Source organism: Streptomyces sp. NBC_00091, from assembly GCF_026343185.1.
In the GTDB taxonomy this organism is placed as follows: domain Bacteria; phylum Actinomycetota; class Actinomycetes; order Streptomycetales; family Streptomycetaceae; genus Streptomyces.
The window spans coordinates 5,115,692-5,139,956 of record NZ_JAPEMA010000001.1 but is presented as its reverse complement, the minus strand read 5'-3'; the positions used below and the strand labels follow the sequence as shown (position 1 = coordinate 5,139,956).

At 72.6% G+C, this 24,265-nt stretch carries 21 protein-coding genes; 4 read left to right on the top strand and 17 right to left on the bottom strand.

Going from position 1 to position 24,265, the window contains the following annotated elements; all coding sequences use genetic code 11:
• Positions 1–142: 142 nt before the first annotated feature.
• Together OOK34_RS23755 and rpe are read right to left on the bottom strand one after the other, a co-directional pair.
• The gene (locus OOK34_RS23755) at positions 143–1,189 is read right to left on the bottom strand and encodes a sugar-binding transcriptional regulator (RefSeq protein WP_267035871.1); all 1,047 of its coding nucleotides are present in this window, start codon (positions 1,187–1,189) and stop codon (positions 143–145) included.
• Positions 1,190–1,294: 105 nt separating this feature from the next.
• On the bottom strand, positions 1,295–1,981 hold the full coding sequence (gene rpe / locus OOK34_RS23750; protein WP_267035870.1) for a ribulose-phosphate 3-epimerase: 687 nt from the start codon (positions 1,979–1,981) through the stop codon (positions 1,295–1,297).
• A 133-nt stretch (positions 1,982–2,114) separates the two neighbouring features.
• Between rpe and OOK34_RS23745 the strand changes: the two genes are divergently transcribed.
• The 3 genes from OOK34_RS23745 (at position 2,115) to OOK34_RS23735 (ending at position 5,161) form a co-directional block, all read left to right on the top strand.
• Positions 2,115–3,353, top strand: a complete 1,239-nt coding sequence (locus OOK34_RS23745; RefSeq protein ID WP_267035869.1) for an MFS transporter — start codon at positions 2,115–2,117, stop codon at positions 3,351–3,353.
• A gap of 114 nt (positions 3,354–3,467) precedes the next feature.
• Complete coding sequence (locus OOK34_RS23740) at positions 3,468–4,436, top strand: aldo/keto reductase (RefSeq protein ID WP_267035868.1); 969 nt, start codon at positions 3,468–3,470, stop codon at positions 4,434–4,436.
• The gene (locus OOK34_RS23735; protein ID WP_267035867.1) at positions 4,433–5,161 is read left to right on the top strand and encodes an AraC family transcriptional regulator; all 729 of its coding nucleotides are present in this window, start codon (positions 4,433–4,435) and stop codon (positions 5,159–5,161) included. The genes OOK34_RS23740 and OOK34_RS23735 overlap by 4 nt, the downstream gene beginning before the upstream one ends.
• Here the strand turns inward: OOK34_RS23735 and OOK34_RS23730 are convergent.
• The 3 genes from OOK34_RS23730 to fmt are packed head-to-tail and all read right to left on the bottom strand — an operon-like array spanning position 5,140 to position 8,332.
• A complete protein-coding gene (locus OOK34_RS23730) occupies positions 5,140–5,811 on the bottom strand; it encodes a class I SAM-dependent methyltransferase (protein ID WP_267035866.1) in 672 nt (223 codons plus the stop codon). The genes OOK34_RS23735 and OOK34_RS23730 overlap by 22 nt on opposite strands.
• Before the next feature lie 60 nt (positions 5,812–5,871).
• Positions 5,872–7,335, bottom strand: a complete 1,464-nt coding sequence (locus OOK34_RS23725) for an RsmB/NOP family class I SAM-dependent RNA methyltransferase (protein WP_267035865.1) — start codon at positions 7,333–7,335, stop codon at positions 5,872–5,874.
• 52 nt (positions 7,336–7,387) lie between these two features.
• On the bottom strand, positions 7,388–8,332 hold the full coding sequence (fmt, locus tag OOK34_RS23720) for a methionyl-tRNA formyltransferase (RefSeq protein ID WP_267035864.1): 945 nt from the start codon (positions 8,330–8,332) through the stop codon (positions 7,388–7,390).
• Positions 8,333–8,582: 250 nt separating this feature from the next.
• Between fmt and OOK34_RS23715 the strand changes: the two genes are divergently transcribed.
• Complete coding sequence (locus tag OOK34_RS23715; protein ID WP_267035863.1) at positions 8,583–9,107, top strand: hypothetical protein; 525 nt, start codon at positions 8,583–8,585, stop codon at positions 9,105–9,107.
• 331 nt (positions 9,108–9,438) lie between these two features.
• Here the strand turns inward: OOK34_RS23715 and OOK34_RS23710 are convergent, their stop codons facing one another.
• The 12 genes from OOK34_RS23710 to OOK34_RS23655 all read right to left on the bottom strand — a co-directional run bounded on the left by OOK34_RS23710 (position 9,439) and on the right by OOK34_RS23655 (position 24,265).
• Positions 9,439–11,538, bottom strand: coding sequence for a primosomal protein N' (locus OOK34_RS23710; protein ID WP_267035862.1), 2,100 nt, complete (start codon positions 11,536–11,538; stop codon positions 9,439–9,441).
• 84 nt (positions 11,539–11,622) lie between these two features.
• Positions 11,623–12,831: a methionine adenosyltransferase gene (gene metK, locus OOK34_RS23705; RefSeq protein ID WP_267035861.1), complete on the bottom strand. Its 1,209-nt coding sequence runs from the start codon at positions 12,829–12,831 to the stop codon at positions 11,623–11,625.
• Between the two features lie 206 nt (positions 12,832–13,037).
• Positions 13,038–14,279, bottom strand: a complete 1,242-nt coding sequence (coaBC, locus tag OOK34_RS23700) for a bifunctional phosphopantothenoylcysteine decarboxylase/phosphopantothenate--cysteine ligase CoaBC (RefSeq protein WP_267035860.1) — start codon at positions 14,277–14,279, stop codon at positions 13,038–13,040.
• Between the two features lie 96 nt (positions 14,280–14,375).
• Positions 14,376–14,648: a DNA-directed RNA polymerase subunit omega gene (rpoZ, locus tag OOK34_RS23695; RefSeq protein WP_004948662.1), complete on the bottom strand. Its 273-nt coding sequence runs from the start codon at positions 14,646–14,648 to the stop codon at positions 14,376–14,378.
• Positions 14,649–14,690: 42 nt separating this feature from the next.
• Positions 14,691–15,254, bottom strand: a complete 564-nt coding sequence (gene gmk / locus OOK34_RS23690; protein ID WP_267035859.1) for a guanylate kinase — start codon at positions 15,252–15,254, stop codon at positions 14,691–14,693.
• 61 nt (positions 15,255–15,315) lie between these two features.
• The gene (locus OOK34_RS23685; protein ID WP_030234009.1) at positions 15,316–15,639 is read right to left on the bottom strand and encodes an integration host factor; all 324 of its coding nucleotides are present in this window, start codon (positions 15,637–15,639) and stop codon (positions 15,316–15,318) included.
• Positions 15,640–15,921: 282 nt separating this feature from the next.
• Positions 15,922–16,764 carry an orotidine-5'-phosphate decarboxylase gene (gene pyrF, locus OOK34_RS23680; protein WP_267035858.1) on the bottom strand — a complete coding sequence of 281 codons (843 nt, stop codon included), beginning with the start codon at positions 16,762–16,764 and terminating at the stop codon, positions 15,922–15,924.
• Complete coding sequence (locus tag OOK34_RS23675; protein ID WP_267035857.1) at positions 16,761–17,870, bottom strand: quinone-dependent dihydroorotate dehydrogenase; 1,110 nt, start codon at positions 17,868–17,870, stop codon at positions 16,761–16,763. Before OOK34_RS23675 ends, pyrF begins: the two co-directional genes overlap by 4 nt.
• Before the next feature lie 87 nt (positions 17,871–17,957).
• Positions 17,958–21,266 carry a carbamoyl-phosphate synthase large subunit gene (gene carB, locus OOK34_RS23670; RefSeq protein WP_267035856.1) on the bottom strand — a complete coding sequence of 1,103 codons (3,309 nt, stop codon included), beginning with the start codon at positions 21,264–21,266 and terminating at the stop codon, positions 17,958–17,960.
• Positions 21,259–22,401 carry a glutamine-hydrolyzing carbamoyl-phosphate synthase small subunit gene (carA, locus tag OOK34_RS23665; protein ID WP_267035855.1) on the bottom strand — a complete coding sequence of 381 codons (1,143 nt, stop codon included), beginning with the start codon at positions 22,399–22,401 and terminating at the stop codon, positions 21,259–21,261. Before carA ends, carB begins: the two co-directional genes overlap by 8 nt.
• Positions 22,398–22,982, bottom strand: coding sequence for a hypothetical protein (locus OOK34_RS23660; RefSeq protein ID WP_267035854.1), 585 nt, complete (start codon positions 22,980–22,982; stop codon positions 22,398–22,400). Before OOK34_RS23660 ends, carA begins: the two co-directional genes overlap by 4 nt.
• Entirely contained in the window at positions 22,979–24,265 is a 1,287-nt protein-coding gene (locus OOK34_RS23655) for a dihydroorotase (protein WP_267035853.1), read from the bottom strand. The genes OOK34_RS23660 and OOK34_RS23655 overlap by 4 nt, the downstream gene beginning before the upstream one ends.

Sequence of the window (24,265 nt, the reverse complement as noted above, 5' to 3'; positions counted from 1 at the left end):
TCGCGGCCCACTGTCCGGGTCTCGATTGCGGCACCATTCGCCCCAGGCGCCGCCGAGGCACCCTCCGGACCCGCCCGGGACACCTCCCGGACACGCCCGGAACACCCTCCGGACCTGCCCGGACCGCCCCGCGGCGTCCCGGTCAGTCGTCCGGGTCGGCCCGCTCCAGCGCCGGCCGCAGCCCCGGGGCGGACTCGGTCAGCAGGTAGTCGGCGACCGCCGTGTCCGTGACGAGACTGGTCACGAGTCCGGAGCGGAGCACCGCACCGATCGCGGAGGCCTTGCGCAGCCCGCCCGCGATCGCCACGACCTCGGGGATCCGGCGCAGCCGGTCGGCCTCGACGGTGATGCAGCGCTCGCCGAGGTCCCGTCCGACCCGGCGGCCCTCCGAGTCGAAGAGGTGGGCGGACATCTCGGCCGCGACACCGAGCGAGGCGTAGTGCGCCCGCTCCTCGTCGGTGAGCATGTCGTGGACGGTCGAGATACCCGGCTCCCAGGAGCCGATCGACACGGCCGCGACGGTCACCTTGTCGAAGTACTCGAAGGCCCGTGCGATCCCGGTCTGGCTGCGCAGCGCGGCCGCGGTGGCCGGATCGGGCAGCAGCATCGGGGCGTAGATCGGGTGCGCGTCCCCACCGGAGACCTGCGCGGCCCTGCGTACGGCCTCCACGGACCCGCGCTCGGCCGTCCCCGCGTCGTACACGCCGGTCAGCTGGACGACGGTGCACGGGGGCAGCCGGTGCAGGGAGGCGGCCATGTGGATGGTCGACCGCCCCCACGCCAGTCCGAGCACGTCGCCCTCGTTGACCAGCTCGCCGAGCAGGTCGGCCGCGACCGCGCCGAGGTTCTCGGGGTCCGGCGCGTCCTCGCTCGCGTCGGCGGGCGACTCCACCACGACGGCGTGCCGCAGCCCGTACCGGGCGCGCAGCGCGTCCGAGCGCTCCGCGTCCAGCTCCGCGGGCACCCGGATCTCGATGCGTACGAGGTCGCGTTCGAGGGCGGTCTCCAGGACCCTGGCCACCTTGAAGCGGCTCACGCCGAACTCCTCGGCGATCTGGATCTTGGACTTGCCCTCCAGGTAGAAGCGGCGGGCCATCGCCGCCGCCTGCACCAGCTCCGCGGGTCCCATCCGCAGGGCTGACCGTCCCGCCGACATTGCAGACACCGCGCTCTCCTCACTGCTGTTCACACTGTCGTGTTCACACTCTCGACTCGCCGTTCATCCTGTCAGATCCAACGGCCATTGATCAGCCTGGACGGCTTCCGTTCACCAAGCCGTCCCCCAACGCCCGGCTCAGTGGTCGCAAGCCCAGGGCGCGGCGGCGATCGCCGCACCCGCCTGCTCGCGCAGGGTCCGGACCGCGGCGGCCGGGTCGACCGCCCCGTAGACCGCGCTGCCCGCCACGAACACGTCGGCGCCGGCCTCGGCCACCCGCTCGATGGTCGTGGCCGAGACCCCGCCGTCGACCTGGACCCAGATGTCGAGCCCGTGCTTGGCGATCAGCTCCCGGGTCCGGCGGACCTTGGGCAGCATGATGTCGAGGAAGGCCTGGCCGCCGAAACCGGGCTCGACCGTCATGATCAGCACCATGTCGAGCTCGGGGAGGATGTCCTCGTACTGCTCGATCGGGGTGCCGGGCTTGAGGGCCATGGCCGCCCTGGCCCCCTGGGCCCGGATCTCCCGCGCGAGGCGCACCGGCGCCGCGGCGGCCTCGGCGTGGAAGGTGACCGAACCGGCCCCGGCCTCCACGTACTGCGGCGCCCAGCGGTCCGGGTCCTCGATCATCAGGTGCAGGTCGAGCGGGATGTCCGTGGCCCGGCTGAGGGACTCCACGATCGGCACACCGAGGGTGAGGTTCGGGACGAAATGGTTGTCCATGACGTCGACATGCAGCCAGTCGGCCCCCTCGACGGCCTTCGCCTCCTCGGCGAGACGGGCGAAGTCGGCGGACAGGATGCTGGGATTGATCTGAACGGCCATGCCCCAAGCCTGCCATGCCTCCGGACACTTCCGGCCACGGCCCCGGAACTCCGGGTTCTCGTAGCAGCGCTTAATTGATCATGGAGCATATGTCGGTTGTTCTGCGAGGTGGGGCTACGCGATGGTTCTGAGCATGACATTGGCCACGCGCCCCGCACCGACGCCCGCCGACAGCCCGTGGCGCAGCCGCGACTTCCGCGTCCTCTTCGGCGCCACCACGCTCAACCAGTTCGCCACCAACACCGGCCACGTCGCCGTCCCCCTCCTGGCCCTGACCGCCCTCGACGCGAGCGCCGCCCAGGTCGGCACGCTCGCCGCGCTCTCCACCGTCGCCTTCCTCCTCATCGGCCTGCCGGCCGGCGCCTGGGTGGACCGCCTGCGCACCCGCCGCGTCCTGATCGCGGCCGACCTCGCCCGTGCGGTGCTCTTCGCCTCCCTCCCGCTCGCCTGGTGGCTCGGCGGGCTCACCCTCACCCAGCTCTACGCCGTCGTCCTGCTCACCGGCTGCGCCACCGTCTTCTCCGACGTCGGCGCCCAGAGCGTGCTGCCTCAGCTGGTCGGCCGCGCCGGCCTGGTCCGGGCGAACGCCGCCGTCGTCACCCTGATGGCCACCGCGAACATCGCCGGCCGGGGCGCCGGCGGAGCCCTGATCGCCATCCTGACGGCGCCCGTGGCCCTGGCCTGCTCCGCCCTCGGCTACCTCGGCTCGGCACTGCGCCTCCTGCGGATCCGGCCCACCCCGGCGCCGGCCGCACCCGGCGGGACCCCGCTCCTCGCCCAGATCAAGGAAGGCCTGCGGCACGTACTGGGCCACCCCGAGCTGCGGGCCCTGGCGCTGGCCGCCGGCCTGAACAACCTGGGCGGCGCCGTCGTCAACGCCATGCTCCCCGTGCTGTTCGTCCGGGAGCTGGGGCTGTCCGCCGCGGCCCTCGGCCTGTTCTGGGCGGCCGGCGGCGCGGGGCTGCTGCTCGGCGCCCGGCTGGCCCGGCCCTTCGCCGCCCGGGCGGGCTACGGCCGCGCCCTGCTGCTCAGCCTGACCCCGGCGGCGCTCCTGGTGCCCCTGCTGGACCGCGGTCCGTGGCTCTGGCTGGCCGGCGCCGGATGGCTCCTGGCCATGATGAAGATCGGCTCCGACAACGTCCTCGGAGTGAGCCTGCGCCAGGCGCTGACCCCCGACCCCCTGCTGGGCCGGATGAACGCCACCTTCCGCTGCGTGCTGACCGGCGCCCTCGCCCTCGGAGCGGCCGCGTCCGGCCTCCTCGCGGAGGTCACCACCCTGCGCACCACCCTGTGGGCCGGCGCCGGGGTCCTGGCCCTGTCCTGGCTGCCGGTCCTGCTGTCCCCGCTCCGCACCCGGCGGACCGGGGCGTAGGCGGCACGGGAACCCCGCGCGAAGTCGGTGAAGAGCCCCTGCGCGGCCCCGCCGTTCGTATCCTGACGGTGGCATCGGTCACAGAACAACCGATCACCTGGGGGGGGTACGACCATGCGCGAACGTGAGCTGGGGCGCAGCGGGACGGCGGTGTCCGAGATCGGCTACGGAGCCTGGGGCATCGGGGCGAGCGGCTGGGTGGGGGCCACCGAGGACGAGTCGGTACGAGCCCTGCACCGCGCCCTCGACCTGGGCGTGAACTTCATCGACACCGCGCGCGGCTACGGCGAGAGCGAGCGGATCGTGGGCCGGGTGGTCCGAGAGCGGGGCGGGCGCGACCCGGTGCGCGTGGCGACCAAGGTGCCGCCCGCCAACGGCGTCTGGCCCGCGCCCGACGGACTGGACCCGATGCTCGCCTTCCCGGGCGCTCACATCCGCGAGAGCCTGGAGACCAGCCTGCGCGCGAGCGGCCTCGAGCGGTTCGACGTCCTGCAGTTCCACGTGTGGAGCGACGAGTGGACCGGGCGCGGCGACTGGCTGGAGACGGTCGCCGACCTGAAGCGGCAGGGGAAGATCGGGCTGTTCGGCGTCTCCGTCAACGACCACCGGCCCGACAGCGTCCTGGAACTGGTGCGCTCCGGGGTGGTGGACACCGTGCAGGTGATCTACAACATCTTCGACCAGTCCCCGGCCGACGAGCTGTTCCCCGCCTGCCGGGAGCACGGGGTCGGCGTCATCGTCCGGGTGGCCCTCGACGAGGGCGGCCTGACGGGCCGCGTCACCGCCGGCAGCACCTTCCCCGACCGGGACTTCCGCAGCCGCTACTTCCGGGGCGACCGCCCCGCGCAGGTGGAGCGGCGGGTGGAGGCGATCACCACCGACCTGGGCATCCCCCGCGAGGGGATCGCGGAGACCGCGCTGCGCTTCGTACTCAGCCACCCGGCGGTCTCCACGGTCATCCCCGGCATGCGCACCGTACGGAACGTGGAACGCAACGCGGCCGTGAGCGACGGACGGCTCCTGACCGGAGAGCAGCTGGCCGCCCTGGCCGGGCACCGCTGGCAGCGCAACTTCTACGCTTGAGCGCGCCGCGCTTCGCCGTCGGCCCGGGCCACGCCTGGTACCGGGGGCCTTCGGGGGACGGCGGCGCGCACGCCCACGCCGCCTTCCAGATCGCCATCGCGGTCCCGGAGTCGGAGGAGGTGCGGATGGTGGACGCGTACGGGGTCCACCACCGCTCCGCGGTGCTGGTCGTACCGCCGATGGTCCGCCACCGGCTGCTGCCGGTGACGGAGCTGCTCACCTTCTTCGTTGAGCCGCACTGTGCCCTCGCGGACCGGCTGCGGACGCGCTGCGCGGGCCGGATCACCGCGGCCCCGGACCTGCGCGGCCTGCGCGAGGAGGAGGTACGCCGCGCTACCGGCCGGCCGTCCGGGGCGCTGGACGCCCGCCTGGTCGCGGCGCTGGACGCCCTGGCCGCCGGGCGGCCGACGATGCCGGAGCTCGCCGCCTCGGTCGGTCTGTCCCCGCAGCGGCTGCGCGCCCTCTCCCGGCGGCAGCTGGGCATGCCGCTGCCCCGGTGGCGGATCTGGCAGCGGCTGATCGGCGCGGCCGGGGCCCTGCACGAGGGCCGCCCGCCCGCGGAGGCGGCGGTCGCGGGCGGCTTCGCCGACCAGGCGCACTTCAGCCGTCAGCTGCGGGAGATGACCGGCCTCACCCCTTCGGCCGTCCTGCCCGCCCTGCGCCCGCCGGCCGCGTCGCCCGCCGCCGGGTCGGGCGGGCCGGGTCAGCCGCGCCGGGCGACGTAGACGGAGATCGATCCGGTGACCGTCGGGACCACCTCCGCCTCCCGCACCTCCCGGAATCCGGCCTCCCGGATCAGCCCCGGCAGGACCCCGTCGGCATTGGGCTGGGTGTCCTCCCGCCCGTCCGCCAGCTGCACGCTACGGAAGGCCAGGCGCATGCGCCGGGTCCGCTGGAGCCCGTAGTCGACGAGCACCAGCCGCCCCTCGGGCCGCAGCACCTCCGCCATCGAGGCGAGGACGGCCCGTTTCACCGCGAGCGGGCACTGGTGCAGGACCAGGCTGGAGACCACGGTGTCCGCCGTCCCCGCGCCCAGCAGCTCCGTCAGCCCGTCGCCCAGGCCCGTCAGCCACCGGGGCTCCACGCCCGCGGCCCCGGCCTTGCGCCGCGCGGCCGCCAGTACACCGGGGTCGGGGTCGATGCCGGTGATGTGCGCCAGCGGTTCGATCCGGCTCAGCAGCACCGCCAGCGAGCCCGTGCCGCAGCCCACGTCGACGATCGTCTCCCCGGGGCGCGGGGCCACGTACGCGACGGCCAGGGACCGCCACAGGCGCTCCCTGGTCAGCGCGATCACCGGATCGTAGAAACGTACGGGCGCGAAGCGCCCCAGCGCGGGGGTGAAGGCCGGACCGGCCTTCTGGTTCGTCTGGGTCATGCGGGCAGTGTCGGGGCCGCGCGGCCCGCCCGTCTTGAACGAACCGCTCGCCCCGCGCCGCTACGCCGTGCGCCGCAGCAGCGCCAGGTACATCGCGTCCGTACCGTGCAGGTGCGGCCACAGCTGGACGTCCGGGCCGTCGCCCAGCGCCGGTACGCCCTCCATGTACGGGCGGGCGTCGATCATTTCGGCCGCCACCGGCTGCGCGCCGGCGCCCCGGCCCTTGAGGACGTCCTCCACCACCACGCGGGTCTCCGCCAGGTGCGGGGAACAGGTCGCGTAGCCCACGACGCCGCCGATCCGCACCGCGGAGAGGGCCTCGCGCAGCAGGGCCCGCTGGAGCGGCGAGAAGCTCTCCAGGTCCTCCGGACGCCGCCGCCAGCGGGCCTCCGGGCGGCGCCGGAGCGCGCCCAGGCCGGAGCAGGGGACGTCCATCAGGACCCGGTCGAAGGAGCCCGGCAGCCAGGCCGGCCGGGTGCCGTCGGCCGCGATGACCTGGTACGGACCCGGGTTGCCGGCCAGCGACTTCTCGACCAGGCGCGCCCGGTGCGGCTGCTTCTCGGAGGCCAGCAGGAAGGCCCCGCGCTGGGCCGCCAGCGCGCCCAGCAGCGCCGCCTTGCCGCCCGGGCCCGCGCAGCCGTCCAGCCACCGCTCGTCGCGGCCCTCGACCGGTACGGCCGCCAGGGCCATGGCCACCAGCTGGCTGCCCTCGTCCTGCACACCGGCGCGCCCCTCGCGCACCGCCTCCAGCGCGCCCGGCTCGCCGCCCTCGGCCATCCGGACGGCGTACGGGGACCAGCGCCCCGGCAGCGCCGAGTCCTCGCCGACCGCCGCCAGCAGCTCCTCGGGCGTGGAGCGGCCCGGCCGCGCCACGAGCGTCACCTCGGGCCGCTCGTTGTCGGCCTCGAGCAGGTCCTCGATCCCGGCGCGCCCGCCGCCCAGCGCGTCCCACAGGGCGCTGACCACCCAGCGGGGGTGGGAGTGCCAGATCGCCAGGTGCTCCTCGGCATCGTCCTCGTACGGCGGCGCGACCTGCTCCAGCCAGCCCTCGAGGTCGTGCGCGGCGATCTTGCGCAGCACGGCGTTGACGAACTTCGCCCGCCCGTCGCCGAGCACCACCCGGGCCAGCTCCACGCTGGCGGAGACCGCCGCGTGGGTGGGGATGCGGGTGCCCAGGAGCTGGTGCGCGCCGAGCGAGAGCACGTCCAGGACCGGCGGGTCGACCTCGCGCAGCGGCCGGTCGATGCAGGCCTTGATCACCGCGTCGTACGTGCCCTGGCGGCGCAGGGTCCCGTAGACCAGCTCGGTGGCCAGGGCCGCGTCTCGCGCCTGGAACTTCTCGTCCTGCCGGGCCTTCTTCAGCAGCGGGGGCAGGACGAGGTTCGCGTACGCGTCCCGCTCGCCCACCGCCCGCAGCGCCTCGAAGGCGAGCATCCGGACGGGGTCCTTCTGGGGCCGGCGGTAGGGCTTGGCCTGCTTGCCGGCGCCGGCGGGGGCGGGACGACGACGGGGCTGTTCGCTCACGTGAAAGGTGCTCCGGTGTTACGAGGTGCGGTTGCTGTGGGGCGGCTCGGGATCAGCCTACGTCGGCCGCGCCGAGCCGCTCGCCGGGAGCGATGCGCACCCCGCGGGCCCAGTCGGCGCCCTTCATCGGCTTCTTGCCCTGCGGCTGCACCCAGAGCAGCTCGACGGCGTGCGAGCCGGTGCCCACGTGGACGTTGTTCTTGCCCGGGGCGAGCACGCCGGGCGCGAGGTCCGTGCGGTCGGGGACGAGCCCGACGGAGACCAGCTTGAGGCGCTCGCCGCGGAAGACGGTCCAGGCTCCGGGCGCCGGGGTGCAGCCGCGCACCATGCGGTCGGCCCGCAGCGCGGGGGCGTTCCAGTCGACCCGGGCGTCCTCGACCGTGATCTTCGGCGCGAGGGAGACGCCCTCGGCGGGCTGCTCCACGGCCCGCAGGGTGCCGTCCTCGATGCCGTCCATGGTCGCGGACAGCAGTCCGGAGCCGGCGAAGGCGAGTCGGGTCAGCAGGTCGCCGCTGGTGTCGGTCGGGCGGATCTCCTCGGTGAGGACCCCGAAGACCGGGCCGGTGTCGAGGCCTTCCTCGATGCGGAAGGTGGAGGCACCGGTGACCTGGTCCCCCGCCATGATCGAGTGCTGGACGGGGGCCGCTCCGCGCCAGGCCGGCAGCAGCGAGAAGTGCAGGTTGATCCATCCGTGGCGGGGGATGTCGAGCGCGCTCTTGGGGATCAGCGCCCCGTAGGCGACGACCGGGCAGCAGTCCGGGCCGATCTCCCGCAGCCGGGCCTGGAACTCCTCGTCCCGCGGCCGGGCGGGCTTGAGGACCTCGATCCCGGCCTCCTCGGCGCGCTCGGCGACGGGGCTGGCGACCAGCCGGCGGCCCCGCCCGGCGGGGGCGTCGGGGCGGGTGATGACGGCCGCGACCTCGTGTCGCCCGGAGGCGATCAGGGCGTCCAGGGCGGGCACGGCGACCTCGGGGGTGCCTGCGAAGACGAGCTTCACTTGGGGTCCTACCTCGCTATCTCGGCTGTCAGCAGCGCATCAGTCTATGGGACACCCGCCCGAGCCCACCTGCGGTATCGGGGGGCGTACGCACACACGCGCGCCTCTCGCATATGCCGACACGCCCCCGATGCGTGACCTGGGCGCCGGGTGGCGCGTTGGTCAAGTGAGATTGACCGAAACGGGCCGCGATCAAGAACGGTGTCTGCGGCCCGATCCGCTCTTCAGCACCGGTTCGAGAGGCTTCTCCATGGCCGACCACGCCACCCATGACGCCCAAGCACGGGCCAGCCTGCACCTCCTGGTGCGGGACATCGAGCGGGTTCGCCGGCAGGTGGACGCACTGCGTACGCTCACCGCCCAGCTCGGCAACGTGTACCGCCCGCGCCGCTCCGGGCCCTCCACGGGCTTCGTCGTCTACGGCAGGGCCCCCGCTCCCACCGTCCGCCTCGCCCAGGAGCTGAGGGACAGCGTCGAGACGCTGGTCACCGCGGCGGTGGACTTCGACCGCTCCCTCGGCTTCTCCTGGGACGCCGTCGGCTCGGCGCTCGGCGTCACCAAGCAGGCCGTGCACCGCCGCTACGGGGCGCGCCGCGCGCAGGCCGCCGAGTCCGCGGAGCCGCTGGCCGAGGGCACCACGACCCGCACCCTGGGCCCGCTCCCCACGATCCCGGCGGCCCGTTCGGTGCCCCCGCAGCCCGTACGCGAGGACGCGCAGGCCCCGGCGGCCGCGGCGGGCCGCCAGTCGGCCTTCCCCGGCCCCCGCAACGGCTGACCGACCCCCGCCGCCGGGACGCCGACCCCCGACGGCTCCGGGCCGGCCCCTGCGGGGCTGTCCCCTACCCGCCCTTCCTCCGTTCCTCCCCCAGCTACCGCTGGGAGGTGCCCCCAGGGCTTCGCCCGGACCCTTCTGGGGCTCCGCCCCCAGGCCCCCGCGCCTCAAACGCCGGCGGGGCTGGATCGTGCCGCTGCGCGGCACGATCCAGCCCGCGCGGCGTTTGAGCGCACCGGGCGCGCAGCGCCCGGAACGGGGTCCGGGGCGGAGCCCCGGTTCGGGAAGGGGCGGGTCGGGGAAATGGCCCCGCGCAGCGGCAGCCGCACACCCGTCAGCCGATGTCCGGCGGGTCGATCCGGATGCGGATCGGGTCCCCCGCCTGGGCGCCCCGCGCCAGCCGGGCGGCCTGCGCCTCCTTCAGGGCCCGGGCCAGCGCGGCCCCGCTCCCCTGCGGGACCCGCACCAGTGCCCGTTCCCCCGGGGAGGGCTCCCCGCGCCGCCCGGGCAGCGGTACCGGGCCCAGCACCTCCGCGTCGGCCGGCAGGTCGGCGGCCTCCAGGAACGCCTCCAGGGCGTCCGCCCGGCCGGCCACGGCGGCCATCCGGGACACCGGCGGGAAGCCCAGCTGGGACCGCTCGGCCAGTTCCCGTACGGCGTGCCCGACCGGGTCCCAGCGCACCAGGGCCTGCACGGGCCGCAGCGTCGGCTCGGCGACCACCACCACCTGCCCGTCGCCGCGGACCAGCGAGGCGGCCGCGATCCAGCGGCGCAGCGCGTCCTCGCCCGCCCGCAGGTCGGGCCGGGTGAGCATCGCCCAGCCGTCCAGCAGCAGCGCCGCCGCGTACCCGGCGCCCGCGGCGACCGGTTCGGCGCCCGGGGTGCACACCACCAGCGCGGGGCGGTCGGGCACCTCGTCCAGGACGTGGTCGCGCCCGGAGGTCCGTACGGCCACGGCCGGGAAGGCCCGGCCCAGCTCCTCGGCGGTGCGCCGCGCTCCCACCACCTGGGCCCGCAGCCGGAAGGAGCCGCACTCCTCGCAGTGCCAGGCGCTCTCGGCCCGGCCGCACCAGCCGCAGTGCAGCTCCCGCTCGTCGGGGGCCTCCAGCGGCCCGGCGCACACGGTGCAGCGGGCGGGGGTGCGGCAGCGCTCGCAGGCCAGCCGGGGCACGTACCCGCGCCGGGGCACCTGCACCAGTACGGGGCCGCTCTTCAGGCCCTCCCGGACGGTCTCCCACGCCAGGCTGGGCAGCCGCGCCGTGCGGGCCGCGCCGTCGCGGGCCAGGAGTTCGTCGCCGACGGTGCGGATGCGGGGGGCGGTGGCCCGCACGGTCTCGCGGTCCGCGACCAGCGGCCGGGCCCAGCCGGACTCGACCAGCTGGGCGGCCTCCACGGTGCAGCTGGTGCTCCCGGCGAGGAAGCCGCAGCCGTCGCTGACCGCGCGCAGCTCCAGCACCTCGCGGACGTGCGGGAAGGGGGCGTGGTCGTCGCTGTGGCTGGAGTCGCCGTCGTCCCAGACCGCGACCAGCCCGAGGTCCCGGACGGGCGCGAACATCGCCGCCCGGGTGCCGACGACGGCACGGACCGAACCCCGGCTCACCGCGAGCCACTGCCGGTAGCGCTTCTCGGGGCCGGACTCGGCGGTCAGCAGCGCGTGCCGCCCCTCGCCCAGCAGGGCGTTGAGGGCCGCGTCGACCCGGGCGGCGGTGCGCCCGTCGGGCACCACCGCGAGGGCGCCCCGGCCGGAGGCGAGGGTGGCGGCCATGGCGCGGGCCAGCTCGTCGGCCCAGCCGGGGCCGGGCAGCGCGGTCCACACCGCCCGCGGGGTGCCTCCGGCGGCCAGGGCCCGCAGGAAGGCGGGGCCGGCGCCGTAGCGCGTCCAGCCGCCGGCTTCGGGCGCGGCGGGCGGGGGCAGCGGTTCGGGTGAGGGCTTGGCCTCGGCGCGGGCGCTGCGCGGGGGCAGGGCGAGCTGGAGCACGTCGGCCAGGCTGCCGGCGTACCGGTCGGCGACGGCCCGGGCGAGGGCCAGCATGCCGGGGCCGAGGACCACCTCGGGCGAGACCACCTGGGCGAGGGCGGCCAGGGCTCCGTTGTAGTCGGAATCGGCGCGCCGTTCCACGATGAAGCCGTCGATGAGCCCGCCGCCCTCGCGGCGGCCGCCGTGCACCCGGTGCGCGCCGGCCCCGAAGCGGACCCGGACGCGGACGCCGGGCTGGGCGGCCTCGGACAGCTCGGCGGGTACGGCGTAGTCGAAGAGCCGGTCGAGGTGGAGCACGCCCTTGTTCACGAGGACACGGGCGACGGGCAGCTCCTCGGCCACGGCGGCCCCGCGCCAGGTGCGCGGTTTGGCCTTGGGCGCCTTGGCCTTCGCCTCGGCGACCATCTCCCGGATCAGGGCGAGCTGTTCCGGCGGGGAATCGTTCGCGCTGCTCACACAGGCATTCTTACCAAACACCACTGACAGCGAACGGCCCCGGACCTCGAGGGTCCGGGGCCGTTCACGAAGGGCGGCTGGTGCTTACAGGCCGGCGGCGGCGCGCAGGGCGTCGACGCGGTCGGTGCGCTCCCAGGTGAAGTCCGGCAGCTCGCGGCCGAAGTGGCCGTAGGCGGCGGTCTGGGCGTAGATCGGCCGCAGCAGGTCGAGGTCGCGGATGATCGCGGCGGGGCGGAGGTCGAAGACCTCGGCGATCGCGTCCTCGATCTTCTGGACGTCGACCTTGGCGGTGCCGAAGGTCTCGACGAAGAGGCCGACGGGCTCGGCCTTGCCGATCGCGTAGGCGACCTGGACCTCGCAGCGCGAGGCCAGACCGGCGGCGACCACGTTCTTGGCGACCCAGCGCATCGCGTAGGCGGCCGAGCGGTCGACCTTCGACGGGTCCTTGCCGGAGAAGGCGCCGCCACCGTGACGGGCCATGCCGCCGTAGGTGTCGATGATGATCTTGCGACCGGTCAGGCCGGCGTCGCCCATCGGGCCGCCGATCTCGAAGCGCCCGGTCGGGTTGACCAGCAGCCGGTAGCCCTCGGTGTCCAGCTTGATGCCGTCCTCGACGAGCTGCGCCAGGACGTACTCCACGACGAACTCGCGGATGTCCGGCGCGAGCAGCGAGTCCAGGTCGATGTCGGCGGCGTGCTGCGAGGACACGACGACCGTGTCCAGGCGGACCGGCTTGTCACCGTCGTACTCGATGGTGACCTGGGTCTTGCCGTCGGGACGCAGGTACGGGATGGTCCCGTTCTTGCGGACCTCGGACAGGCGGCGCGACAGCCGGTGCGCGATGTGGATCGGCAGCGGCATCAGCTCGGGCGTCTCGTCCGTCGCGTAGCCGAACATCAGGCCCTGGTCGCCCGCGCCCTGCTTGTCGAGCTCGTCCTCGTCGCCCTCGACCCGCTGCTCGTAGGCCGTGTCCACGCCCTGCGCGATGTCCGGGGACTGCGCGCCGATGGACACCGACACGCCGCAGGAGGCGCCGTCGAAGCCCTTCTTGGACGAGTCGTAGCCGATCTCGAGGATCTTGTCGCGCACGAGCTGGGCGATCGGCGCGTACGCCTTCGTCGTCACCTCGCCCGCGATGTGCACGAGACCGGTGGTGATGAGAGTCTCCACGGCCACACGCGAGGTCGGGTCCTCGGTGAGGAGCGCGTCGAGGATCGTGTCGCTGATCTGGTCAGCGATCTTGTCGGGGTGACCCTCGGTCACAGACTCCGAGGTGAACAGGCGACGGGACACAACGCTCCCTGGGGTTGCAGCGGCTGCTGGCTGATCATTTGGCGGAACCACACCGGGGGCTGCGCCCGATCACGTTCCAGATGCAGTTTATCGGTCGCCACCGTTTACCGGACCACCCGTCTCGCCTTATGGGAGCCGTGTGACCTGCGGCACTCCATTCTGACGTACGGATTTACCGTCGAGAAGGGAGTCGGGAAGGGAAAGGCTCAGGCGCGTCGGGGTTCACGCGGGGGCGCGAGTCGCGGGGCGACCTGGTCCCAGATGACTTCCGCCAGAGCTTCCTTCGGTCCATACGGTACGGGAGTCTCCGTCCCATCGGAGGCCAGGATGACGGCCTCGTTCTCCTCGGAACCGAAGGTCTTGGCTTCACCGACCTCGTTGACCACGAGTAGGTCACACCCCTTGCGCAGGAGCTTGGCCCGGCCGTTGGCGAGCACGTCGTCCGTCTCGGCGGCGAAACCGACCACGATCTGTCCCTCGCGGGCCCGCTCGGCGGAGATCTCCGCGAGGACGTCGGGGTTGCGGACGAGGGCCACGGGCTCGGGGTCCTGCCCGTCCTTCTTCTTGATCTTGCCGTCGGCGTACCGGGCGGGCCGGAAGTCGGCCACGGCCGCCGCCATCACCACGGCGTCGGCGTCCGCGGCGGCCTTCAGTACGGCTTCCCGCAGCTGGAGGGCCGTGCCGACCCGTACGACGTCCACCCCGGCCGGGTCGGGCAGCGCGGTGTTGGCGGCCACCAGCGTGACCCTGGCCCCGCGCGCGGCGGCGGTGCGGGCGAGGGCGTAGCCCTGCTTGCCGGAGGAGCGGTTGCCGAGGAAGCGCACCGGGTCCAGGGGCTCGCGGGTGCCGCCGGCGCTGACGACCACGTGCCGCCCGGCGAGATCGGGCTCCACGGCCCCACGGGCCAAACGGTGCCTGCGCAAGACGTTGCGGCAGACCTCGTAGATCTCGTCCGGGTCGGGCAGCCGCCCCTTGCCGGTGTCCTTGCCGGTGAGCCGGCCGACGGCGGGCTCGATGACGACGGCGCCACGGCGGCGCAGCGTGGCGACGTTCTCCTGGGTGGCGGGGTGCTCCCACATCTCGGTGTGCATCGCGGGCGCGAAGACCACCGGGCAGCGAGCGGTGAGCAGGGTGTTCGTGAGGAGGTCGTCGGCCAGCCCGTGGGCGGCCTTGGCGAGCATGTCGGCGGTGGCCGGGGCGACGACGACGAGGTCGGCCCCCTGGCCGATGCGCACGTGGGGCACCTCGTGGACGCTCTCCCAGACCTCCGTGGAGGCCGGGTTCCCGGACAGCGCCGCCCAGGTGGCCTCGCCGACGAAGTTGAGGGACGACGCCGTGGGCACCACGCGTACGTCGTGCCCGGACTCGGTCAGCCGGCGCAGCAGCTCACAGGCCTTGTAGGCGGCGATCCCGCCGCTGACACCCAGCACGACCTTCGGCTTGTCCACCACTGCTCCCCATTCAGGATTCGCTACGACACCTATGACACACCACAGGCCCGGCAGATGGTCTGCCGGGCCTGTGGTGAAGGATTTCCCGCTGCCCTACTGAGCCGGGGCCTCGATGGCCTCGGAGGTCAGCAGACCGGCGTTGATCTCGCGCAGCGCGATCGAAAGCGGCTTCTCGTGGACGTGGGTGTCCACCAGGGGGCCGACGTACTCGAGCAGGCCCTCACCGAGCTGCGAGTAGTACGCGTTGATCTGACGCGCCCGCTTGGCCGCGTAGATCACGAGGCTGTACTTCGAGTCCGTGGCCTCGAGCAGCTCGTCGATCGGCGGGTTGATGATGCCCTCGGGCGCGGTGATGGAAGAGGACACGCTCTACCTTCCGAAGATGGGTGAAGATCGAAACAAATTCGATCAAACAACTTTCATCAAGGCTAGCAGCTCACGCGCCACGTCCTCGACGGAGGTGTTCACCAGGGTGGTGTCGAACTCGGACTCGGCAGCGAGTTCGATCTTTGCGGTCTCCAGCCGGCGCTCGATGACCTCGGGCGACTCGGTGCCGCGGCCGGTGAGCCGGCGGACCAGTTCGTCCCAGCTCGGCGGGGCCAGGAAGACCAGCTGTGCGTCGGGCTTGGACTCGCGGACGAGCCGGGCGCCCTGGAGGTCGATCTCCAGCAGCACCGGTTCGCCGTTGTCCAGGCGTTCCAGTACCGCGCCGCGCGGTGTGCCGTAGCGGTTGCCCGCGAACTCGGCCCACTCCAGCAGCTCGCCGTTGGCGATCAGCTTGTCGAACTCGTCGTCGTTGACGAAGAAGTAGTGGATTCCGTGTCGCTCACCGGGCCGCGGCTTGCGGGTGGTGGCCGACACCGAGAGCCATACCTCGGGGTGAACCTTGCGCATATGCGCGACGACCGTGCTCTTGCCGACCCCCGAAGGGCCGGAGAGCACGGTCAGCCGCGGACGAACCTCTGCTGCCATAGAGCGATTATCCAGGTTCTCGGGACTGCCTGAGAACGCCGGGAGAACTTCGGGCGACGCCTCAGGCGCCGCTACCGCCGAACTCACGCTCCAGAGAGGCGATCTGGTTGGAACCGAGACCTCGGACACGCCGGGACTCGGAGATGCCGAGGCGCTCCATGATCTGCTTGGCGCGGACCTTGCCGACGCCGGGCAGCGACTCGAGAAGGGCGGAGACCTTCATCTTTCCGATGACGTCGTTCTCCTGACCCGTCTTGATGACGTCGTGGAGGGAGGCGCCGGAGTGCTTGAGTCGATTCTTCACCTCGGCCCGCTCCCGGCGAGCCGCGGCGGCCTTTTCGAGCGCTGCTGCGCGCTGTTCAGGGGTAAGGGGCGGAAGAGCCACGCCTACGTCACCTCGGATGTCGAACTGTCGGATACGGACCGGCGGGGAGCCCGTGGGCACCACGCCAGGCGAGGTCCCGAACAGCGATGGAATTCGTTCGCTGCTCGTTCACTCTGGTCGGAGACTAGCGTCCAAGGCCGCTCCAGTCAGCGAGAACGGACGAAAAGTCCTGGTCAGCCTCCACCGAACCGTACATCACGGACAAACCACCCCGGTTTTGTCCGGGGAAAGACGTTCGATTTTCGAGATCCCGTGTCACGGGCCGCCCCTCCGACCCGGAGATCAGCCCGCCACGGCCTCTCGGATCTCGTCCGCGAAGCGCTTCGCGGAGGAGCGCAGGGCGGCGGTGTCCGGACCGTGCTTCAGGACGCCCCGCGAGACGTTCGGGACGACGTTGCCGACGGCCGCGCCGAAGACCGCCGGGAGGTCGGCCGCGGTCGCGCCCTGGGCGCCGATGCCCGGAGCCAGCAGCGGGCCGTTGATGTCCAGGTCGAAGGAGGACAGGTCGCCCAGCGTGGCGCCGACCACCGCGCCGAAGGAGCCCATGGGCTCGGCGCCGGCGTTCTCCGCCGCCAGGTGGGCCAGCATGGTCGCGCCGATCGTACGGCCGTCCTCGCGGACCGCGCGCTGCACCTCGGCGCCCTCGGGGTTGGAGGTCAGGGCGAGGACGAAGAGTCCGGCGCCCGACTCCCGGGCCAGCTCCACGGCCGGGGCGAGCGAGCCGTAGCCCAGGTACGGGGAGACCGTCAGCGCGTCCGAGAACAGCGGGGAGGCCGGATCCAGGAAGGCGGCGGCGTACGCGGCCATCGTGGAGCCGATGTCGCCCCGCTTGGCGTCCATGACCACCAGGGTCCCGGCGGCCCGGGCGTCCGCGACGGTCCGCTCCAGCACCGCGACGCCCCGCGAGCCGAACCGCTCGAAGAAGGCGGCCTGCGGCTTGAAGACGGCTACGGAGTCGGCCAGCGCCTCGACCACCGTGCGGGAGAAGCGCTCCAGGCCGGCGATGTCGTCCTCGAGGCCCCAGGAGGCCAGCAGGGCGGCGTGCGGGTCGATTCCGACGCACAGGGGGCCCCGCGCGTCCATGGCGGCGCGCAGACGGGCTCCGAAGGGGGTCACAGGGCTCACAGCGCGGCCTTTCGGGTCTCGGCGCCCACGGCTTCGGCCAGGGTCGCGTACGGGCTGGCGGCCAGGCGGGCGGCCAGGCCCTTGTGGATGGCACGGGCGTAGAACGGGCCCTCGTAGATGAAGGCGCTGTAGCCCTGGATCAGGGTGGCGCCCGCCAGGATGCGCTGCCAGGCGTCCTCGGCGTTCTCGATGCCCCCGACGCCCACCAGGACCAGACGGTCGCCCACGCGGGCGTACAGGCGGCGCAGGACCTCCAGGGAGCGCTCCTTGACCGGGGCCCCGGACAGTCCGCCGGTCTCCTTGACCAGGGCGGGGTCCGACTTCAGCCCGAGGCCCTCGCGCGCGATGGTGGTGTTGGTGGCGATGATGCCGTCCAGGCCCAGCTCCAGCGCGAGGTCGGCGACCGCGTCGACGTCCTCGTCCGCGAGGTCCGGGGCGATCTTGACCAGCAGCGGGACGCGGCGGTCGGTGACGGCGCGGTCCGCGGCCTCCCGTACGGCCGTCAGCAGCGGCCGCAGCGACTCCGTGGCCTGGAGGTTGCGCAGGCCCGGGGTGTTCGGCGAGGAGACGTTGACGACGAGGTAGTCGGCGTGGCGGGCGAGGCGCTCGGTGGAGACCACGTAGTCGGCGGCGGCCTCGGCCTCCGGGACGACCTTGGTCTTGCCGATGTTGACGCCCACGACGGTCCTGAAGACCGGGTTGCGGGCGGCGAGCCGCTCGGCGACGGCGGCCGAGCCCTCGTTGTTGAAGCCCATGCGGTTGATCAGCGCCCGGTCGGGGACCAGGCGGAAGAGCCGCTTCTTGGGGTTGCCGGGCTGCGCCTGGCCGGTGACCGTGCCGATCTCGATGTGGTCGAAACCGAGCATGGACATGCCGTCGATGGCGACGGCGTTCTTGTCGAAGCCGGCCGCGAGCCCGAAGGGGCCGTGCATCCGCAGGCCGAGCGCCTCCGTACGCAGGGACTCGTGGCGCGGCGCCAGGGCGGCCGCGACGAAGGTGCGCAGCACCGGCGTGCGGGCGGCGAGGCGGATCCACCGGAAGGCCGTGTAGTGGGCCTGCTCGGGGTCCATCCGCTTGAAGACCAGGTTGAAGAAAAGCTTGTACATCGTCCGAAATGTCCCTTCTGCGCTCGTGAAGAGGGGGACACCGGCGCGGTTCGCGCGTCCGGTGTCCCCCTCTCCCCTACGGGCTGCTTAGTCGCGTGCCGCGTTCAGGTGCTCCGCGTGCTCCTGGAGGGAGCGCACGCCGACGTCACCGCGGTTGAGCGCGTCGATGCCCTGGACGGCGGCGGCGAGCGCCTGGACCGTGGTCAGGCACGGGACGCTGCGCGCCACGGCGGCCGTACGGATCTCGTAGCCGTCGAGGCGGCCGCCGGTGCCGTACGGGGTGTTGACGATGAGGTCGACCTGACCGTCGTGGATGAGCTGGACGATGGTCTTCTCGCCGTCGGGGCCCTCGCCCTCGCTGAGCTTGCGCACGACGGTGGCGTTGATGCCGTTGCGGCGCAGCACCTCGGCGGTGCCGGAGGTGGCGAGCAGCTCGAAGCCGTGGGCGACGAGCTCACGGGCCGGGAAGATCATCGAGCGCTTGTCGCGGTTGGCGACGGAGATGAACGCGCGGCCCTTGGTCGGCAGCGGGCCGTAGGCGCCGGCCTGCGACTTGGCGTACGCCGTGCCGAAGACGGTGTCGATGCCCATGACCTCGCCGGTGGAGCGCATCTCCGGGCCGAGGACGGTGTCCACGCCGCGGCCCTGGATGTCGCGGAAGCGCGACCACGGCATGACGGCCTCCTTGACGGAGATCGGCGCGTCCAGCGGCAGGGTGCCGCCGTCGCCGGTCTTCGGCAGCATGCCCTCTTCGCGCAGCTCGGCGATGGTGGTGCCGAGCGAGATGCGGGCGGCGGCCTTCGCGAGCGGGACGGCGGTCGCCTTCGAGGTGAAGGGGACGGTGCGGGAGGCGCGCGGGTTGGCCTCCAGGACGTAGAGGATGTCACCCGCCATCGCGAACTGGATGTTGATCAGGCCGCGGACGCCGACGCCCTTGGCGATGGCCTCGGTGGAGGCGCGCAGGCGCTTGATGTCGTAGCCGCCGAGGGTGATCGGGGGCAGGGCGCAGGCCGAGTCGCCGGAGTGGATGCCGGCTTCCTCGATGTGCTCCATGACGCCGCCGAGGTAGAGCTCGGTGCCGTCGTAGAGGGCGTCCACGTCGATCTCGATCGCGTCGTCGAGGAAGCGGTCGACCAGCACGGGGCGGGTCGGGGAGATCTCGGTGGACTCCGCGATGTACGACTCCAGGCGGGTCTCGTCGTAGACGATCTCCATGCCGCGGCCGCCGAGCACGTAGGACGGGCGGACGAGGACCGGGTAGCCGATCTCGTCCGCGATCGCCTTCGCGCCCGCGAAGGTGGTGGCGGTGCCGTGCTTGGGCGCGGGCAGGCCGGCGTCGGCCAGGACCTGGCCGAAGGCGCCGCGGTCCTCGGCGGCGTGGATGGCCTCCGGCGAGGTGCCGACGACCGGGACGCCGTTGTCCTTGAGCGCCTGGGCGAGACCGAGGGGGGTCTGGCCGCCGAGCTGGACGACGACACCGGCGATCGGGCCGGCGAGCGACTCGGCGTGGACGATCTCCAGCACGTCCTCGAGCGTCAGCGGCTCGAAGTACAGGCGGTCGGAGGTGTCGTAGTCCGTCGAGACGGTCTCGGGGTTGCAGTTGACCATCACGGTCTCGTAGCCGGCGTCGCTGAGCGCGAAGGAGGCGTGGACGCAGGAGTAGTCGAACTCGATGCCCTGGCCGATGCGGTTCGGGCCGGAGCCCAGGATGATCACCGCGGGCTTGGTGCGCGGGGCGACCTCGGACTCCTCGTCGTAGGACGAGTAGAAGTACGGGGTGTTCGCGGCGAACTCGGCGGCGCAGGTGTCGACCGTCTTGTAGACCGGGCGGACGCCCAGCGCGTGGCGGACCTCGCGGACGACGTCCTCGCGCAGGCCGCGGATCTCGGCGATCTGGGCGTCGGAGAAGCCGTGGCGCTTGGCCTCGGCGAGCAGCTCGGGGTGGAGCTTCTCGGCGGCGGCCAGCTCGTCCGCGATCTCCTTGATCAGGAAGAGCTGGTCGACGAACCAGGGGTCGATCTTCGTGTACTCGAAGACCTCCTCCTGGGTGGCGCCGGCGCGGATGGCCTGCATGACGGTGTTGATGCGGCCGTCGGTCGGGCGGACCGCGGTGGCCAGCAGCTCTTCCTTGTCGCCGGGCTCGCCGACGAAGGTGAACTGCGAGCCCTTCTTCTCCAGGGAGCGCAGGGCCTTCTGGAGGGCCTCGGTGAAGTTGCGGCCGATGGCCATGGCCTCGCCCACCGACTTCATGGTGGTGGTGAGGGTGGCGTCGGCGAGCGGGAACTTCTCGAAGGCGAAGCGCGGGGCCTTGACGACGACGTAGTCGAGGGACGGCTCGAAGGAGGCCGGGGTCTTCTCGGTGATGTCGTTGGGGACCTCGTCCAGCGTGTAGCCGATGGCCAGCTTGGCGGCGATCTTGGCGATCGGGAAGCCGGTGGCCTTCGACGCGAGCGCCGAGGAGCGCGAGACGCGCGGGTTCATCTCGATGACGATGACGCGGCCGTCGACAGGGTCGATCGCGAACTGGATGTTGCAGCCGCCGGTGTCGACGCCGACCTCGCGGATGATCGCGATGCCGATGTCGCGCAGCCGCTGGTACTCGCGGTCGGTCAGCGTCATCGCCGGGGCGACGGTGATCGAGTCACCGGTGTGCACGCCCATCGGGTCGAAGTTCTCGATGGAGCAGACGACGACCACGTTGTCCTTGGTGTCGCGCATCAGCTCCAGCTCGTACTCCTTCCAGCCGAGGATGGACTCCTCCAGGAGGACCTCGGTGGTCGGGGAGAGCGTCAGGCCCTGGCCGGCGATGCGGCGCAGTTCTTCCTCGTCGTGGGCGAAGCCGGAGCCGGCGCCGCCCATGGTGAAGGAGGGGCGGACGACGACGGGGTAGCCGCCGAGGGTGTCGACGCCCGCGATGACCTCGTCCATCGTGTGGCAGATGACCGAGCGGGCGGACTCGCCGTAACCGATCTTGGCCTTGACGGCCTCGACGACGCCCTTGAAGAGGTCGCGGTCCTCGCCCTTGTTGATGGCCTCGACGTTGGCGCCGATGAGCTCGACACCGTACTTCTCCAGCACACCCTGCTCGTGCATGGAGATGGCGGTGTTGAGCGCGGTCTGGCCGCCGAGGGTCGGGAGCAGCGCGTCGGGGCGCTCCTTCGCGATGATCTTCTCGACGAACTCGGGGGTGATCGGCTCGACGTACGTGGCGTCGGCGATCTCCGGGTCGGTCATGATCGTCGCGGGGTTGGAGTTCACCAGGATGACCCGCAGGCCCTCGGCCTTGAGGATGCGGCAGGCCTGGGTGCCGGAGTAGTCGAACTCCGCGGCCTGGCCGATGACGATCGGGCCGGAGCCGATGACCAGGACGGACTGGATATCGGTGCGCTTAGGCACGCTCGGCCTCCATCAGAGATACAAAGCGGTCGAAGAGGTACGCGGCGTCGTGCGGGCCGGCGGCCGCTTCGGGGTGGTACTGGACGGAGAAGGCCGGCTGGTCGAGCAGCTGGAGGCCTTCCACGACGTTGTCGTTCAGGCAGACGTGGGAGACCTCGGCGCGGCCGTAGGGGGTCTCGGACACCTTGTCGAGGGGCGCGTCCACGGCGAAGCCGTGGTTGTGCGCGGTGATCTCGACCTTGCCGGTGGTGCGGTCCTGCACCGGCTGGTTGATGCCGCGGTGGCCGTACTTCAGCTTGTACGTGCCGAAGCCGAGCGCACGGCCCAGGATCTGGTTGCCGAAGCAGATGCCGAAGAGCGGGGTCTTGCGCTCCAGGACGCCCTGCATGACGGCGACGGGGCCGTCGGCGGTGGCCGGGTCGCCCGGGCCGTTGGAGAAGAACACGCCGTCGGGGTTGACCGCGTAGACGTCCTCGACGGTGGCGGTGGCGGGGAGCACGTGCACCTCGATGCCGCGCTCGGCCATCCGGTGCGGGGTCATGCCCTTGATGCCGAGGTCCACGGCGGCGACGGTGAACTTCTTCTCACCGATCGCGGGGACCACGTAGGTCTCCTTGGTGGCGACCTCGGCGGAGAGGTTGGCGCCCTTCATCTGCGGGGCTTCCAGGACGCGGGCCAGCAGGGCCGCGTCGTCGGCGATCGCCTCGCCCGAGAAGATGCCGACGCGCATGGCGCCGCGCTCGCGCAGGTGGCGGGTCAGGGCGCGGGTGTCGATGCCGGAGATGCCGACGACACCCTGCTTGACCAGCTCCTCGTCCAGCGAGCGCTGGGAGCGCCAGTTGGACGGGACGCGGGCGGGGTCGCGTACGACGTACCCGGAGACCCAGATGCGGGAGGACTCGGGGTCCTCGTCGTTGACGCCGGTGTTGCCCACGTGCGGGGCGGTCATCACGACGACCTGCCGGTGGTACGACGGGTCGGTGAGGGTCTCCTGGTAGCCGGTCATGCCGGTGGAGAACACGGCCTCGCCGAAGGTCTCCCCCACAGCGCCGTAGGCGCGGCCGCGGAAGATCCGACCGTCCTCCAGGACGAGTACGGCGGGAGCTTTGGCTGCTCCCCTGGTGGAGGTCGTCATCGTTCGGCGCCTTCCGTCGTGGTGATTGAGTGGTTCATGAAATTGATCGCTTCGACCCAGGCGGCGTGTTCGGCCGCGCGGTCGGAGCGGAATCCGGAGTCGATCAGCTTGTCGCCGTGCGCCCAGGTGACGACGAGCAGACCGCCCTCGGTGAGTACCTTGCCCGCGATTCCCTTGTCGAGGCGGGCGCCGCGCAGCTGCGTGGCCGGTACGAAGAAGTCGGTTGCCCCCGGACGGACCACGTCGAGGCCCGCGTCGGTGAGGGTGAGCTCGACCCGGCTGCGGACTCCGAGACCGTGGGCGACGATCCGGTCGAGCCACTGCCCGGCGGTGGTGGACCCGTGGTACCGGCCGGTCAGGGCCAGCCGGTGCTCGGGGAGTCCGCCGGGGGCGGCGGGCAGCTCCGGCAGATCGCTCTGCAGGGCGCCGCGCCATTTCCAGCCCTGCCGCATCAGCCAGTACACGAACGCGATGAAGACGACCAGGCCGATCACCCACGCGATGCGGGCGCCGAAGCTGGTCACCTCCGCCGACTGTCGTTCGGCGGCCTCGGCGGCCAGTTGGATTACTGCAGGTGTCACGCCAGTTTCCCGTCCACGACCGTTGCCCGGCCCCGCAGGAAGGTGTGAGTGACGCGCCCCGGCAGCTCACGGCCCTCGTAAGGCGTGTTGCGGCTGCGGGAGGCGAAGTGTGCGGGGTCCACGACACCACGGTACGAGGTATCGACCAAGGTCAGGTTCGCGGGTTCACCTGCCGAGACGGGCCGGCCGTGCCCCGCGAGGCTGCCGATGCGGGCCGGAGCGTGGGACATCCGCTCCGCGACACCCGCCCAGTCGAGGAGGCCGGTCTCCACCATCGTCTGCTGGACGACGGACAGCGCGGTCTCCAGGCCCACCATGCCCATGGCGGCGGCGGCCCACTCGCAGTCCTTGTCCTCGTGCGGGTGCGGGGCGTGGTCGGTGGCGACGATGTCGATCGTGCCGTCGGCGAGCGCCTCGCGCAGGGCCATCACGTCGCGTTCGGTGCGCAGCGGCGGGTTGACCTTGTAGACCGGGTCGTACGAGCGCACCAGCTCGTCGGTGAGGAGCAGGTGGTGCGGGGTGACCTCGGCGGTGACGTCGATGCCGCGGGACTTGGCCCAGCGGACGATCTCGACGGAGCCGGCGGTGGAGAGGTGGCAGATGTGCACGCGGGAGCCGACGTGCTCGGCGAGGAGGACGTCGCGGGCGATGATCGACTCCTCGGCGACGGCCGGCCAGCCGCCGAGGCCCAGCTCGGCGGAGACGATGCCCTCGTTCATCTGGGCGCCCTCGGTGAGGCGGGGCTCCTGGGCGTGCTGGGCGACGACGCCGCCGAAGGCCTTCACGTACTCCAGGGCGCGGCGCATGATCACGGCGTCGTCCACGCACTTGCCGTCGTCGGAGAAGACGGTGACGCGGGCGGCGGACTCGTGCATGGCGCCCAGCTCGGAGAGCTTCTTGCCTTCCAGGCCGACGGTGACGGCGCCGATGGGCTGCACGTCGCAGTAGCCGGACTCCTTGCCCAGGCGCCAGACCTGCTCGACCACGCCGGCGGTGTCGGCGACCGGGAAGGTGTTGGCCATGGCGAAGACGGCGGTGTAGCCGCCGGAGGCGGCGGCGCGGGTGCCGGTGAGGACGGTCTCGGAGTCCTCGCGGCCGGGCTCGCGCAGGTGGGTGTGCAGGTCGACGAGGCCGGGGAGGAGGATCTGGCCCTCGGCCTCGATGACGGTCGCGTCGCCGGCGTTCAGGTTCTGGCCGACCTCCGCGATGGTCTCGCCGTCGATCAGGACGTCCTGCGCTTCGCCGCCGAGTACCTTCGCGCCGCGGATAAGGATCTTGCTCAT

Coding starts and splice junctions, on each gene's coding strand:
- rpe (WP_267035870.1), bottom strand. CDS start 1,981: ATGGCCGTTCAGATCAATCCCAGCATCCTGTCCGCCGACTTCGCCCGT.
- OOK34_RS23745 (WP_267035869.1), top strand. CDS start 2,115: ATGACATTGGCCACGCGCCCCGCACCGACGCCCGCCGACAGCCCGTGG.
- OOK34_RS23740 (WP_267035868.1), top strand. CDS start 3,468: ATGCGCGAACGTGAGCTGGGGCGCAGCGGGACGGCGGTGTCCGAGATC.
- OOK34_RS23730 (WP_267035866.1), bottom strand. CDS start 5,811: ATGACCCAGACGAACCAGAAGGCCGGTCCGGCCTTCACCCCCGCGCTG.
- OOK34_RS23715 (WP_267035863.1), top strand. CDS start 8,583: ATGGCCGACCACGCCACCCATGACGCCCAAGCACGGGCCAGCCTGCAC.
- gmk (WP_267035859.1), bottom strand. CDS start 15,254: ATGGCAGCAGAGGTTCGTCCGCGGCTGACCGTGCTCTCCGGCCCTTCG.
- OOK34_RS23675 (WP_267035857.1), bottom strand. CDS start 17,870: ATGTACAAGCTTTTCTTCAACCTGGTCTTCAAGCGGATGGACCCCGAG.
- carA (WP_267035855.1), bottom strand. CDS start 22,401: ATGACGACCTCCACCAGGGGAGCAGCCAAAGCTCCCGCCGTACTCGTC.
- OOK34_RS23655 (WP_267035853.1), bottom strand. CDS start 24,265: ATGAGCAAGATCCTTATCCGCGGCGCGAAGGTACTCGGCGGCGAAGCG.